This window comes from Pseudoxanthomonas sp. F37 (genome assembly GCF_022965755.1).
Taxonomy (GTDB): domain Bacteria; phylum Pseudomonadota; class Gammaproteobacteria; order Xanthomonadales; family Xanthomonadaceae; genus Pseudoxanthomonas_A.
This window is the reverse complement of record NZ_CP095187.1, coordinates 3,386,392-3,400,770: the sequence shown is the minus strand read 5'-3', so window position 1 is coordinate 3,400,770 and position 14,379 is coordinate 3,386,392. Positions and strand designations below refer to the sequence as shown.

Annotated in this window: 9 protein-coding genes; all 9 read left to right on the top strand. The window is 69.7% G+C overall.

What is annotated here, in order from left to right; all coding sequences use genetic code 11:
* Nucleotides 1-158: 158 nt before the first annotated feature.
* The 9 genes from MUU77_RS16000 (at nt 159) to MUU77_RS15960 (ending at nt 14,375) form a co-directional block, all read left to right on the top strand.
* On the top strand, nt 159-1,175 hold the full coding sequence (locus MUU77_RS16000) for a sugar kinase (protein ID WP_245088859.1): 1,017 nt from the start codon (nt 159-161) through the stop codon (nt 1,173-1,175).
* A 132-nt stretch (nt 1,176-1,307) separates the two neighbouring features.
* Nucleotides 1,308-2,156 (top strand): CoA ester lyase, encoded by an 849-nt coding sequence (locus tag MUU77_RS15995; protein ID WP_245088856.1) that lies wholly within the window; start codon nt 1,308-1,310, stop codon nt 2,154-2,156.
* 89 nt (nt 2,157-2,245) lie between these two features.
* Nucleotides 2,246-4,597: a sodium:solute symporter gene (locus MUU77_RS15990; RefSeq protein WP_245088853.1), complete on the top strand. Its 2,352-nt coding sequence runs from the start codon at nt 2,246-2,248 to the stop codon at nt 4,595-4,597.
* Between the two features lie 70 nt (nt 4,598-4,667).
* Entirely contained in the window at nt 4,668-5,543 is an 876-nt protein-coding gene (locus tag MUU77_RS15985) for a LysR family transcriptional regulator (RefSeq protein ID WP_245088850.1), read from the top strand.
* 242 nt (nt 5,544-5,785) lie between these two features.
* Entirely contained in the window at nt 5,786-8,077 is a 2,292-nt protein-coding gene (locus MUU77_RS15980) for a TonB-dependent receptor (protein WP_245088847.1), read from the top strand.
* Between the two features lie 151 nt (nt 8,078-8,228).
* Complete coding sequence (locus tag MUU77_RS15975) at nt 8,229-9,380, top strand: serine hydrolase domain-containing protein (RefSeq protein ID WP_245088844.1); 1,152 nt, start codon at nt 8,229-8,231, stop codon at nt 9,378-9,380.
* The gene (locus MUU77_RS15970) at nt 9,377-10,321 is read left to right on the top strand and encodes a ribokinase (RefSeq protein WP_245088842.1); all 945 of its coding nucleotides are present in this window, start codon (nt 9,377-9,379) and stop codon (nt 10,319-10,321) included. Before MUU77_RS15975 ends, MUU77_RS15970 begins: the two co-directional genes overlap by 4 nt.
* A 20-nt stretch (nt 10,322-10,341) precedes the next feature.
* The gene (locus MUU77_RS15965) at nt 10,342-12,531 is read left to right on the top strand and encodes an SUMF1/EgtB/PvdO family nonheme iron enzyme (RefSeq protein ID WP_245088840.1); all 2,190 of its coding nucleotides are present in this window, start codon (nt 10,342-10,344) and stop codon (nt 12,529-12,531) included.
* Nucleotides 12,528-14,375: a beta-L-arabinofuranosidase domain-containing protein gene (locus tag MUU77_RS15960; RefSeq protein WP_245088838.1), complete on the top strand. Its 1,848-nt coding sequence runs from the start codon at nt 12,528-12,530 to the stop codon at nt 14,373-14,375. Before MUU77_RS15965 ends, MUU77_RS15960 begins: the two co-directional genes overlap by 4 nt.
* Nucleotides 14,376-14,379 lie beyond the last annotated feature (4 nt).

Below are 14,379 nucleotides of genomic sequence, written 5' to 3'. Positions count from 1 at the left end.
AGACCGTGTCGGCTGGTAAAATGACACCGATGGTCAAAACCAACGCTAACAGAGTGTGCGCTGCAACAACAACTGTCGGATGAGCGGGTTTATCTTGTCCCATGGACAAGGTCCGGCCAGTGGCGCGCGCGGCATCCATGCACGGGAGGAGAGGGGAAATGGGAACGATCGTCTGCTTTGGTGAGCTGCTGCTGCGGCTGGGCGCGCCTGGCCGCCAGATGCTGTTGCAGTCGCCGGTGCTGGAGGTCCACGTCGGGGGCGCGGAAGCGAACGTGGCCGTGTCGCTGGCGCGCTTCGGCCATGACGCGCGCATGGTCGGCGTGGTCGCCGACAATGCGCTGGGCGAGGCCGCGCTCGGCGAACTGCGCCGGCATCGTGTCGATACGCGCGCGGTGCAGCAGGCCGCGGGACGCATGGGGCTGTACTTCCTCACGCCCGGCGCCATCCAGCGACCGAGCGAGGTGCTCTACGACCGCGCGGACTCGGCTTTCGCGCGCATCGGCGGCGGCACCCACGACTGGCCTGCGCTGCTGGCGGGCGCGGACTGGTTGCATGTCTCCGGCGTGACGCCCGCGCTGGGCCAGAGGGCGGCGGACGGCGTGCTGATGGCGGTCAGGGCCGCGCGCGCCGCCGGGACGAAGGTGTCCTTCGACGGCAACTTCCGGCCGAAGTTGTGGGAAGCCTGGGGCGGCGACGCGCCCACGATCCTGCGCGGACTGATGGCCGAAGCCGACCTGCTGTTCGCCAGCCACCGCGACCTGCAGGTGGTGCTGGGCCTGGAGTTCCCGCAGGCGACGCCGCAGGAGCGGTTCGCTGCCGGCGCGGCCGCGGCGTTCCAGGCGTTCCCGCACCTGCGCCAGATGGCGGCCACCGTGCGCGTGCAGCGCAGCGTGGACCACCACGTCATCTCCGCCATCACGGCCCTGCGCGATGGCGCGCTGCACACCACGGCGGCGCGGGACGTCTCGCCGATCGTCGACCGCATCGGCACCGGCGATGCGTTCGCGGCGGGCGTGCTGCATGGCGGCCTGGCCGGCCTGTCGGCGCAGGCAGCGCTGGACTTCGGGGTGGCGGCGGCCTGCCTCAAGCACTCCCTGCCGGGCGACTTCAATCTGGTGGGTGCAGCCGACGTACACGCCCTGCTGGGCGAAAACGCCCTGGACGTGAAGCGCTGATCGCACCGGAATGCAGGGAATGCTGCGTTGCGGCATCTCCGGACGCAGGAAAAACTATCGTTTGAATATGCCCGCGCGGGCTTTGCCCTCCGCGCGATTCCCGCAGACTGCGCGGCATGAAGAGTGCCGCCCATGCGTAGCAAGCTGTTCGTCCCCGGGAACCGGCCCGCGTTGTTCGCCAAGGCGCTGGCGAGCGCGACCGACATGCTGTCCCTCGACCTGGAAGATGCGGTGGCCGGCGGCGACAAGGGCGAGGCGCGCGCGCAGGTCGCCGCCTTCCTGCGCGGCGCACCGCACCGCACCGCGGACAAGCAGGTCGTGGTACGGGTGAACGCCTGGCACACCTCCGGCTGGGAGGACGATCTGCGCGCCGTCCTGCCCCTGGATATCGACCTGCTGAACCTGCCCAAGATCGAGTCGGTGGAACAGCTCCGCCAGGCGATCGGCGAGATCGAAGCGGTCGAGCTGCAGGCGGGGGTGCGCCGGGCCGTCGGCCTGCTGGTCAACATCGAGACACCGCGCGCTCTGCGTCACGCCGCGCAGATCGCCCGGGCGCATCCGCGCGTTCGCGGCCTGCAACTGGGCCTGGGCGACCTGTTCGAACCCCACGGCATCCGCCGCTCGGACCTGCGCAACGTGCACGCCGCGCAGTACGCGCTGCGGATGGCCGCGGCGGAGGCGGGCGTGTTCGCCTACGACGCCGCATTCCCCGGGCTGCACGACGAAGCGGGCTTCATGGCCGAGGCCGATTCGGCGCGTGCGCTGGGCTTTGCGGGCAAGAGCTGCGTGCATCCGCGCCAGGTGGCCTGGGCCAACGCCGCATTCTCGCCGTCGGAAGAAGAGATCGAAGCGGCCCGTCGCATCGTCGGCGCGGCGACGATGGACGGAAGCGCGTTCGCCGTCGATGGCCGGATGGTGGATGCACCCTTCCTGGCGCGCGCGCGGGCGATCCTGGCCATGCTGGAACGGGAGCACCGGTGATGCGCGGCGGAGCGGGTCGTACCTGGGTACGGGGGCGTTGGCGGCGCTCGTCGGAAGCGGTGTGTCTGCTGGTGCTGGTCGTGCTGGCCATGGCATGCCGTCCTGCGATGGCGGAAAGCCTGACCCGGCTGACCACCTCCACGCTGCCCGCGCCGCCCGAGCCGGTGCGCGGCCTGTACACACTGGAGGGAACGCTGCTGGCCGCGGGCGACGCCGGCGCATCCTGGTGGGACCCTTCCAGTTCGCGCTGGCATCCGCTGCGGGTGCCGCCCGCGGCCGCGGCAGACGGCGCATGGCGCAACGCTGCGCAGGGGCGGCTCTATCGACTGCAGCGCACGCGCGACGGCACGGACATCGCCGGCCTGGCGCGCGCATCGCGGAGCGGCGACACACTGGCCTGGCGCGCGCTGCCTCCTTTTCCACGACAACTGCGGCACGTGGAACTCGCCGAAAGCGCAGACACCCTGTATGCGTCCGGACAGGACGGCGCAGGACAGGTGCTGTTCCTGCGTCGCGCGGTGGCCGAGGACACCGCGCCGTGGCAGATATTGCCCTCGTGGCCGGGTACGGGCGTACCCGGGTCGCTGGTCGCGCAGCGCGGCGAACTGGTGGTCACCGTGCCCGGACAAGCGGCCGATCATCTGTGGCGCTGGTCGCGCGACGGCGGCTGGCGCGCGTTGCCGCCGGTACCGGGGAAGCTCGTCGCGGATGGCCCGGCGCGTGCGGTCGGCCAGGCGCACGTGCTCTATGCGTTGCAATCCCACGACGATCCGGCGGCGGCCCGCCTCGCCACCTTCCACACCATCACCGGCGCCTGGGCCGAACTGGATACGCCCGCCGGGGGACTGCCCGCATCGATGACGGCGTGGGGCGATGGCGTGGCCGGCGTGGACGCCCGCACCGGCGCGCTGCGCACGGTGGCACTGGTCGGCGGCACCTACCTGCTCAAGTGGCTGGACTGGCTGGTCATCGTGGTCTACCTGGCGGCCATGGTCGGCATCGGCTTGTACTTCTACCTGCAGGAGAAACGGGCCTCCACGGCCGACTTCTTCGTCGGCGGACGCAGCATCCCGTTCTGGGCCGCGGGCGTCAGCCTGTACGCCACCAACACCAGTTCCATCAGTTTCATCGCCATTCCGGCCAAGGCGTTCGAGACCAACTGGCAGTACCTCACCAACAACCTGATCGCGGTGCTCGGCCTGATGTTCGTCGCGGTGTGGATCGTGCCGCTGCTGCGCCGGCTGGACCTGATGTCGGTGTTCTCCTACCTGGAGAAGCGCTTCCATCCGGCCATCCGCATGCTGGCCAGCGCGCTGTGCATCGCCATGCAGATCGGCAGCCGGATGAGCGTGATCCTGTTCCTGCCGGCGCTGGCCATCGCCACCATCACCGGCATCGACGTGGTGTGGAGCATCCTCATCATGGGGGTGTTCACCATCCTCTACACCACGCTGGGCGGCATGAAGGCGGTCATCTGGACGGATTTCGTACAGGTCTTCGTGATGTTCGGCGGGGCGATCTTCGCCATCGGCTTCATCATCTACCACCTCAACGGCGGCATGCCCGAGTTCGTCCAGGTGGCGATGGCCGAGGACAAGACCCGGCTGTTCGATTTCAGCTTCGACCTGACCAAGGCCACCGTCTGGGGCTTCATCTTCCTGGTGCTGTTCGACGTGGTGCTGACGTTCCCGAAGGACCAGGTGCTGATGCAGCGGGTGCTGTCCACCAAGTCCGACAGGGAGGCCGGCCGTTCCATCTGGACCTTCGCCGCCATCATGATACCCGGCGGGTTCTTCTTCTACGCCATCGGCACCGCGCTGTACGTGTACTACCAGTCGCACCCGGAACGGATGAATCCGTTGCTGCCCATCGACGCCACGTTCCCGCTGTTCATCGCCGCGGAACTGCCGATGGGCGTCACCGGCCTGATCATCGCCGGCATCTTCGCCGCCGCCATGTCCACGCTGTCCAGCATCATCAACAGCGTGTCGACCCTGGCCTCGGTCGATTTCTACGAGAAACTGGCCAGGAACCCGACGCCGAAGAAGAGCGTGCTGTTCGCCGAGATCATGGGCGTGCTGGTCGGCCTGGCGGGCATCGGCATCGCGCTGCTGCTGTCGCGCTACGACATCCATTCCCTGTTCGACGTTTCCATCGAACTGGCGGGCCTGCTGGGCGGCGGCTTCGCCGGCGCCTACACGCTGGGCATGTTCACCCGCCGGGCGAACGCGCAGGGCGTGGCCATCGGCATCGGCGGCAGCATCGCGCTGACCCTGCTGGTGTGGTCGATGGGGCTGGTGCATCCGTACTTCTACCTGGGCATCTCCATCCTGCTGTGCATCGTCATCGGCTATGCCGCCAGCTGGCTGTTCCCGCCGCCCGCGCAATCGCTGCAGGGCCTGACCATCCACCGCCAGGACGCGGTGGCCCCGGCGGAGTGAGCGCATGGGCCATCGGTCCTGTCGTCGCCGCCGGCCGGCTCGTGTAGCCTGAGGGCGGCAGGGGAGGCGCGTGGATACCCAGTTCCTGAATACCTTCGTGGTGGTGGCCGACCGCGGCTCGATGGCCGCGGCCGCGCGCGTGCTGAACATCACGCCGGCCGCGGTGGCGCAGCAGATCCGCACGCTGGAACGCGAACTCGGCGCGCCGCTGATCGCGCGCGCCGGCCGCACCGTCAGCCTGACCGAGGAGGGCTCGCGCATCCTGCAGCGCGCCCGCGACCTGCTGCGCGACGTGGCCGACATGCGCAGCGTGGCCAACGACAGCGAGGTCTCCGGCGAGCTCCGCCTGGGCGCCTGCCCCACCGCGCTGGCCGGGATGCTGCCGGACATCCTGGCGCGGATGGTGGATGCATTTCCGCAGATCAACGTCTACATCCGGCCCGGCTACTCGGCCGAGCTCTACCGCGCGGTCGAAACGGGCGAACTGGACGCCGCCGTGGTGCTGCAGGCGCCGTACAACCTGCCCAAGACCTGCGACTGGCAGCTGCTGCGCGAGGAGCCGCTGGTGATGATCGCGCCGGCGCGCCTGGCCGGGCGCGATCCGCACGCGCTGCTGCGCAGCGAGCCGCTGATCCGCTACGACCGCAACCAGTGGGGCGGGCGGGTGGCGGACGATTACCTGCGCCGCGCGGGCATCGTGCCGCGCGAGCGTTTCGAATTGAACGGACTCAACGCCATCGCGGTGATGGTGGACCGCGGCCTGGGCGTTTCGCTGGTGCCCGACTGGGCCCGGCCCTGGCCGGAAGGCCTGGACCTGGTGCGCATTCCGCTGCCGCTGCCCAGCGAGCCGCGCCGGATCGGCATGGTGTGGTCGCGTTCGACCGTGCGCATCCGCCTGGTCACCGTGCTGCTGCAGGAGAGCCGTGCCGCCACCGGCCAGGCATGAGCCTTCGGGCGGTGGCGATGTTGCAGTGCACGCTACAAAAACTAGCCTGTGAACATATCCGCGGGCGATTCCTCCGCGACGTGCGCTTGCCTAGGCTGTGGCCATCGTCGGGTTCGAGCGTCTGGGAGGAACGCTGGGCACGCCGGCCGTCATCGCGGCCATCTCGCATACACATCCTTGTCAGCGGAGCGGGCGCGTGGTGCGCGACCGCACCGTCCACCGAAGCATTCCGAGAACCGATCATGAAACAGGTACCCGCCGCGTTCGGCGTTTTCCTGCTGGCCGCCGCCGTGAGCGCCAGCGTCAAGGCCCAACAGAACACCCCGCTGCCGCCGCAGGACGCGGCGGCCGAAGAAGAACGGGCAAAGGACGCCGTCGACCTGGACCAGGTGATCGTCACCGGCGTGCGCGCGCCGAAAGCCGTGGACAGGATCCCGGGCGCGGTATCGCTGGTCAGCAAGGAGGAGATCGCCCACACGTTGCTGGTCACCGAGGATGCCACCGCCGTGCTGGCACGCACCGTGCCCGGCTATGCGGAGGCTTCGCAGGCCATGAGCAACAGCGGCGAAACCCTGCGCGGCCGCGTGGCGCTGCGCCTGTTCGACGGCGTGCCGCAGGGTTCGCCGCTGCGCGACGGCAGCCGCAACGCGACCTTCACCGACATGGGCATCGTGGGCCGCGTGGAGGTGATCAACGGTCCGTCCGCGTCCGAGGGCATCGGTGCGGCCGGCGGCATCATCAACTACATCTCCGCCGTGCCGACCAAGGAAGGCAGCGAGTTCCGTTTCCTGTCGCGCTATTCCACCCAGTTCAAGGACGACAGCGCGGGCTGGAAGCTGGGCCTGAACTACGCTTACAAGCAGGACGCCTACGACCTGATCGCGGGCGTGGCGCAGATCGACCGCGGCATGGGCTACGACGCCGACGGCGTGCGCCTGGGCATGAACACCAGCGGTTCGGTCAACGATTCGGTGGCGCGCAACCTCTTCGTCAAGGGCGGCGTCAATTTCGGCGAGGACCTGGAAAAGCGCCTGCAGCTGAGCTACAGCCAGTTCAAGATCGAAGGCAACGGCAACTACATCCAGGTCGACGGCTGCCGCTACGAGCCGGGCTGGTGCGAGGACCCGCGCCCGAACACCTCCGAGCGTGGCCACATCTTCGGCACCAAGGCCGAGTTCAACGATTTCCGCCAGGTCAACCTGCAGTACACCGATGGCGACTTCTTCGGCGGCACGCTGAACCTCAACGCCTATTGGGCCGACCAGGCCATGCGCTACCCGCCCGAGAACGGCAGCGACCGCCAGGACCCGCTGATCCCGCCGAACGGACCCGACGGCACGATCTGGGACCAGTCGGAGATCAATTCCGACAAGATCGGTTTCCGTCCTTCCTGGGTGCGCGGCGAGCTGTTCGGCGTGCCCGGTCTGGAACTGCGTACCGGCGTGGACTGGGTACGCGACAAGGCGGACCAGCGCCTGGCGCTGACCGACCGCGTATGGGTGCCGCCGATGGAGTACGAGAGCATCGCGCCCTACGCCCAGCTGAGCTGGGACATCGGTCCGGTGACCCTGAGCGGAGGCTTCCGTCGAGAAGACGGCGAACTGTCGGTCAACGACTACACCACCACCTGGTATCGGGACCGCCGCTTCGTGCAGGGCGGCAAGCTGAGCTACCAGGAGAACCTGGTGAACTTCGGCGCCATCTGGCGCATCACCGACCAGTGGTCCGTGTTCGGCGCCTACGGCGAAGGCTTCGGCCTGCCCAACGTCGGCATTCCGCTGCGCAACATCTCCTGCCCGGACGATCCCGACGACACCAAGCCGGACGGCTGCCCCGGCGATCCGCCGGCAACCGTCGATTCGACGTTCCGCGAGCTGAAGGCGGTCGTGGTCGACAATCGCGAGGTCGGCGTCAACTGGCGCGGTGAAAGGACGTCCTTCAGCGCCTCGTATTACGACTCGCGCTCCAAGTTCGGCTCGTCGTACGTGATCGATCCGATCACCGAGGACTACGTGCTGTTCCGCGCGCCCACGCGGATCAAGGGCTTCGAATTCTCCGGCGACTGGACCATCAACGAGGCCTGGAAGCTCAGCGGCCTGTACTCGCGCATCCGCGGCAAGACTTCGTTCTGGACCGAAGATCCGGAAGGACGCTGGAGCGCGGGACCGCTGACCAAGCCGATGGGCGCGCTGGACGTGAATCCGGACAAGATCGCGCTGTCCGTCAGGTGGAAGTTCTCCGATGCCGGCGACGCGACGCTGGGGTCAACCACGTTGCTCTCGCGCGACCTGTACGGCAGCGACACGCGGGAATACGACGGCCGCGACTACAGTTACGAAGAGCACACCACCGGCTACACGCTGTTCGACCTGGGCGTCAACTATCGGGTGGAAAAGTGGGGACGCTTCTCGCTGGGCATCGAGAACCTCACCAACAAGCAGTACATCCTGACCTGGTCGCAGGTACCGGGCTGGCGCAACTACTGGGCCGGTCGCGGCCGCATGTACTCCTTCACCTACGAGTACACGTTCTGATCCACCATCCGCGGATGCCGGCACTCTCCCACCTTGCATCCACCCGCGCCGTCCCCTCTCCAGGGCGGCGCGGGCTGTGGATGGTCCCGATGCTCTGGCTCGCCGCCTGCGCGACGGCCGGCTCCCCCCGGCGGCGTTGCCGCGTGCGCCGATGGATGCGGTGCTGGCGCAGTCCGTGGGCCCTGATGGCTACCTGGGCGCCGTTGCCCTGGTCGCCGAGCGGGGGGCCGTGGTCTACCGCGGTGTGGCCGGCCATGCGGACCTGCAAGCGCGGCAGCCGCTGCGCGAAGACGCGATCTTCCGCATCTACTCGATGACCAAACCCGTCGCCTCGGTGGCGGCATTGATGCTGGTGGAAGAGGGCAGGCTGCAGCTCGATGCCCCCGTCGCCACCTACCTGCCGGCGTTCGCCGGCCTGCGGCGCGTCGCCGGCGGCAGCGTCGAGGCGCCCGTGCTCGTGCCGGTGCGGCGCGTGCCCACCGTACGCCACCTGCTGACGCACACCGCCGGTTTCGCCACCGGCGGAGACGACATCCGCGTGGCCTCCGCCCTGCTGCAGGCCCAGGCGCCGGAGGACGCCTCGGATCTTGCCGGCTATGCCGAGCGCGTCGCCCGCGCACCGCTCGCCAGCGAGCCGGGCACGCGTTTCCGCTACGACGGCGTCAACACCGAGGTCCTCGCCCGCGTGATCGAAGTCGCCAGCGGGCAGCCGCTGGAGGTCTTCCTGCGCACGCGCATCTTCCAGCCGCTGCGGATGCGCGACACCGGATTCGAGGTGCCTCTCGCCCAACGTGGCCGCGTGATGGCGCTCACCACGCGCGATGCCGGCGGTCGGCGCGTGCTGGCCGATACACCCTCTGCGCGCCAGCCCGGCATCCGCCTGCGCGCCTACACCAGCGGTGCGGGCGGCCTGTACTCCACCGCGGCCGACTACCTGCGCTTCGCGCGGATGCTGGCCGAAGGCGGCAGGCTGGAGGGCGTGCGCCTGCTGCGCGAGGATACCGTGGCGATGATGATGTCCGACCAGCTGGGCCGCTTCGACCCGGCCGTGCCCGCGCCCGAACCGGGCGAGGGCTTCGGCCTGGGCGGCTATGTCGTCACCGATCCGGCCGTCGCCGCACGGCCGGGATCGCGCGGCCAGTTCGGCTGGTCCGGGGCCGCCTCCACCTACTTCACCATCGATCGGGAGCGCGGCCTGGTGATCCTGCTGCTGTCGCAGCACCTGCCCGGCGACGACACGCCCGCGCTGCCCAAGCTCGCCGGGCCGTTCTATCGAGCGGCCTACACGGCGGTGTCGCCATGAGCCGCGGTCATGACGGCGTGCTCGTCGCGGGATCGGCCAACCTGGACTTCGTGGTGCGCGCGCACCATGTGCCGGCGCCGGGCGAGACCGTACTCGGGCGCGGCTTCGCCACCTTCCCTGGCGGCAAGGGCGCCAACCAGGCCGTGGCCAGCGCGCGTGCCGGCGGCGTGCCCACGCGCATGCTGCTGGCGCTGGGCGAAGATCCCTACGCCGGGGTGCTGGAAGCCGCGCTGGCCGATGCCGGTGTCGCGCTGCACATCGTGCGTGTGCCGGACGCCGCCAGCGGCACGGCCTTCATCTGCCTGTCCGACGACGCGGAGAATGCGATCACGGTGGCGCCCGGCGCCAACACGGGCCTGCGGCCGCACCACCTGCCGTCGTTGCGCGGCATCGGCCATCTGCTGCTGCAGCTGGAAACGCCGCTGGACAGCGTGGCCAGCTATGCGCGACTCGCCCACGAGGCCGGCGTGCGCGTGGTGCTGAACGCCGCACCCGCCGCCGCGCTGCCGCCGGGCCTGCTGGACAGCGTCGACGTGCTGGTCGTGAACGAAGGCGAGCTGGCCACGCTGGCCGGCGAGGGCAACGTGTCCACCCAGGCGGCGCGCCTGCCGGTGCCCTGCGTGGTGGTCACGCTGGGCGCGCGCGGCTGCTTCGCGCGGCGGGGTGCGGAGGTCTTTCTGCAGCCCGCGTTCCCCATCGATGCCGTCGACACCACCGCGGCGGGCGACACCTTCTGCGGCGCACTGGCGGCGCGGCTGGCCGAGCAAGCAGGACTGGAGGACGCGCTACGCTTCGCCAGTGCGGCGTCCGCGCTGGCCTGCACCCGCCTGGGCGCGCAGGCCAGCATCCCGATGCGCGCAGAGGTCGAGGCCTGGCTGGCCGGGCATGCCGACGAACCCGCGCGGCGCAGCGTCCTGGCGGCCTACTGCGGCCTTTCCTGATCACGATCAAGACCCCACCCATGAATACCCCCGCTTTCCCCGGCTCCCACGAAGCCTCCGAGCTCGACGGGTCACCGCACGTGGTGAAGACCGAATACAAGTTCTCGCACGTCACCACCCAGCGCTACCTGCCCACGCCGGGCAAGGCGCCGGGCTGGCCGTTCGCCGACATCGGCCAGTGGAAGATCGATGCCAACGCCTCGGCCGACGACTGGGTCGCCGAGCTGAAGGACTGGCGGCGCGAGCATCTCACCCGCATCGGCTACGACGACGCCCACTACCGCAGGCCGGAACTGCAGTGGGCGCAGCGCAACTTCGTGCATGCGCAGGTGATGGTGGAGGACCGCTACCTCTACGACCCCGTCGCCGGCCGCTACACGGTCGATCGCTATCTCGACGACCTGGAAGCCCGCTTCGGCGGCCTGGACAGCGTGCTGCTGTGGTGTGTGTACCCCAACATCGGCGTGGACGACCGCAACCAGTTCGACCTGGCCCGCAGCCTGCCCGGCGGGTTGGAGGGCCTGCGGGGTGCGATCGACGACTTCCACCGCCGCGGCGTGCGCGTGTTCCTCACCACCATGCCGTGGGACAACGGCACCCGCGACGAGGGCGAACCCGACTGGCAGGCCGTCGCGAAGATCGTCAAGGCGGTCGGCGCGGACGGCATCAACGGCGACACCTACAACGGCGTGCCGCGCGCCTTCTTCGACGCCTGCGATGCGCTGGGCCATCCGGTGGTGGTGCAGCCGGAGTCCACGATCAGCGCCGAGGAACACCTGATCTGGAACGTGCAGAGCTGGGGCAAGAAGGCACCGAACGAAGTCGTGCCGCCGGTGGCGAAGTTCAAGTGGCTGGAACCGCGCCACATGATCAACTACGAGAACCGCTGGGGCCGCGACCGCACCCACGACCTGCAGTACATCTTCTTCAACGGCGTGGGCTACAACGCGTGGGAGAACGTCTGGGGCCTGTGGAACCAGCTGACCCCGCGCGACGCCGAAGCGCTGCGTCGCATCGCCGCGATATACCGCCGCTTCGCACCGCTGCTGGTCAGCCTGGACTGGCGCCCGTACGAGCGCACGCTGCAGGCCGGCATCTTCGCCAGCCGCTTCCCGGGCGAGGGCCGCACGCTGTGGACGCTGGTCAACCGCCATGAATACGCGATCGCCGGCGAGCAGCTGGCGATACCGCACGTGGATGGCACGCGCTACATCGACCTGTGGAACGGCGGTGTCCTGCAGCCGCGCATCATCGACGGCCAGGCGATCCTGGAGACGACACTGGAGGGTCGAGGCTTCGGCGCGCTGCTGGCGTTGCGCGAAGGCGCGCAGGAAGAAGGCCTGCAGGCGTTCCTGGCGCAGATGGCCGCTCATGCCGCCACGCCGCTGGCATCGCTGTCCGCGCAGTGGAAAGCCCTGCCGCAGACGCTGCTTCCGATAGCGCCGACCGCGCCGCAGGCCATCGCGCCGGACGGCATGGTGACCATCCCGGCGGGCGAGTTCCTGTTCGCCGTGCAGGGCATCGAGATAGAAGGGCAGGTGTGGGAAGGCGTGGACGTGCAGTTCCCGTGGGAACCGACCGCGCGGCGCCACCATCGCCACCGCATGCAGGTGGCGGCCTTCCACATCGACCGCCATCCGGTGACGAACGCGCAGTTCAAGGCGTTCGTCGATGCCACCGGCTATGCGCCGCGCGATGCGCTGAACTTCCTCCGCGACTGGCGCGACGGTGCGCCGCAGCCCGGCTGGGAGAACAAGCCGGTCACCTGGGTGTCGCTGGAGGACGCACGCGCCTACGCCGCCTGGGCCGGCAAGCGCCTGCCGCACGGGTGGGAATGGCAATACGCCGCGCAGGGAACCGATGGCCGGCTGTATCCATGGGGCGATGCGTGGCGCGACGACGCCGCGCCGCCGGTGTTCCGCGGCCGCACGTTGCCGCCGCCGGCCGATGTGGGCATGCACCCGGCAGGGGCCAGCCCGTTCGGCGTGCAGGATCTGGTCGGCCATGTCTGGCAATGGACGGACGAGTTCCACGACGCGCACACGCGTGCGGCCATCGTGCGCGGCGGCAGCGACTACGAGCCGCGCACCTCGCACTGGTACTTCCCCCAGACCCGGCGGCTGGACCAGCACGGCAAGCTGCTGCTGATGGCGCCGGCCAAGGACCGGTCCGGACGCATCGGCTTCCGTTGCGTGGTGGACGCCGCATGAGCGCGACCGCCCGTTCCGGCGCGTCGCCGTCGGTCGTGCTTGGCGGTGTCCTGGGCGCAGCCCTCGATGCCAACCTGCGCGGCCGCCTGACGCACTTCATCACCGCGCCGGACAGCCCGGCCATCGCGCTGTTCTCACCGGAACACCGTGCGTACAACACCGAAGGCGACTGGTACGGCGAACATGCGGGGAAGTGGCTGTCGGCCGCTGCGCGCGCGTTCGTCCGCAGTGGCTATGCCGTGCTGGGCGATAACCTGAGGCGTGTCGCGGACTATCTGCTCTCGGTGCAGGAAGCCGATGGCTACCTGGGCACCTACGCGGACGCGCGGCGCTTCGTGCATCCGCAGCCGCCCAGGCCGCCGAGCTGGGACGGTGCGCCCGCGCTGCGCACCTGGGACATCTGGGTGCACGCCTACCTGGTCCTCGGCCTGGTCGAAACCGCCCGCGCCCTGCATGACGCGCGCTACACGCAGGCCGCCGGACGCATCGCCGACCTGTGCGCGCAGGCGCTGGCGTCGGGCATCGACATCACCACGCTGGGCAACCATCACGGCATGTCCGCCACCGTGCTGATGGATGCCGCGCTGGAGCTGCATGAGGAAACCGGCGAGCCGCGCTTCCTCGTCCTGGCGCAGCGCGTGCTGGAGCAGGCCAATGCGCACCCCGCGCTGCGCCTGCTGCCCGCGCTGGAAGCCGGCGCCGATGCATCGGAGATCGCCACCGGCAAGGCCTACCAGTTGCTGTGGAACCTGGTGGCGCTGGTGAAGCTGTGCCGCCTTGCCGGCGATGCCGGCCTGCGCGATGCGCTGGAGCGCATCTGGCACAACATCCGCGAACACCACCTGACCTTGGGTGGCGGTCCGTGGGGCGGCGTGGCCCATCGCTCGCGCGAGGTCTTCAATGCGCGCGGCAGCTTCAGTCCCAACGCCTACGTGGAAACCTGTTCCCTGCTGTCGTGGATCCAGTTCAACCGCGAACTGCTGCGGCTGACCGGCGAGGCGCGCTTCGCCGAAGAGATCGAGCGCACCGCCTACAACGACCTGCTCGGCGCGCAGGCGCCGGATGGCGAGGACTGGTGCTACTACTCGTTCCCGAACGGGCGGCGCGTGCATACCACCTACTGGCGCTGCTGCAAGTCCAGCGGTGCGATGGCGCTCGAGGAACTGCCGGCGCTGGCCTATGCCGTGGAGGGCGAAGCGGTCCGCGTGCAGCTGTACGGTCCGGGCCAAGCGCGGCTGGCGCACCCCCAGGCCGGGACGCTGGCGCTGCGCCAGCGCACCGGGTATCCGTTCGACGGCGAGGTGTCGCTGGACGTGCGCCCCGAACACGAGGCCGTCTTCGACCTGCACCTGCGCATCCCGTCCTGGGCCGAAGGCGCCACGGTGTCGGTCAATGGCGAAGCGGTCGATGCGACGGTGGTGCCGGGTACCTTCCTGGCCGTGCGCCGCCTGTGGCGCCGCGACGACCACGTGCAGCTGGCGTTCCCGTTGCGGCCGGTGCTGCACCGGCAGGTGTTGCGCAACGTGCAGGAATCGCGCGCGCCGGACGGATCGGAGGTCCACCAGCAGGTGCTGGACCTGCACTACGTGGGCCTCACGCGCGGCCCGCTGGCGTACGCCACCGGCCTGATCGACGGCTTCAAGACCGAAGAGACCCTCCGCTTGCCCGACGGTCCGCAGGACGACTGGCTGCAGGTGCTCCCGGTGACCGACGGCGAGGAGGGCGCGGCCATCTCGCTGCAGCCGGCCAGCCGGCCCCCGCTGCTGTTCTGGCCCTACTACCGCGCCGGGGGACGGCATGATGGCGCGTGGCGGCTGACCTGGCTGTCGCTGCCGCCGCCATGAGCGC

Coding starts and splice junctions, on each gene's coding strand:
- MUU77_RS16000 (WP_245088859.1), top strand. CDS start 159: ATGGGAACGATCGTCTGCTTTGGTGAGCTGCTGCTGCGGCTGGGCGCG.
- MUU77_RS15995 (WP_245088856.1), top strand. CDS start 1,308: ATGCGTAGCAAGCTGTTCGTCCCCGGGAACCGGCCCGCGTTGTTCGCC.
- MUU77_RS15990 (WP_245088853.1), top strand. CDS start 2,246: ATGGCATGCCGTCCTGCGATGGCGGAAAGCCTGACCCGGCTGACCACC.
- MUU77_RS15980 (WP_245088847.1), top strand. CDS start 5,786: ATGAAACAGGTACCCGCCGCGTTCGGCGTTTTCCTGCTGGCCGCCGCC.
- MUU77_RS15975 (WP_245088844.1), top strand. CDS start 8,229: ATGGATGCGGTGCTGGCGCAGTCCGTGGGCCCTGATGGCTACCTGGGC.
- MUU77_RS15970 (WP_245088842.1), top strand. CDS start 9,377: ATGAGCCGCGGTCATGACGGCGTGCTCGTCGCGGGATCGGCCAACCTG.
- MUU77_RS15965 (WP_245088840.1), top strand. CDS start 10,342: ATGAATACCCCCGCTTTCCCCGGCTCCCACGAAGCCTCCGAGCTCGAC.
- MUU77_RS15960 (WP_245088838.1), top strand. CDS start 12,528: ATGAGCGCGACCGCCCGTTCCGGCGCGTCGCCGTCGGTCGTGCTTGGC.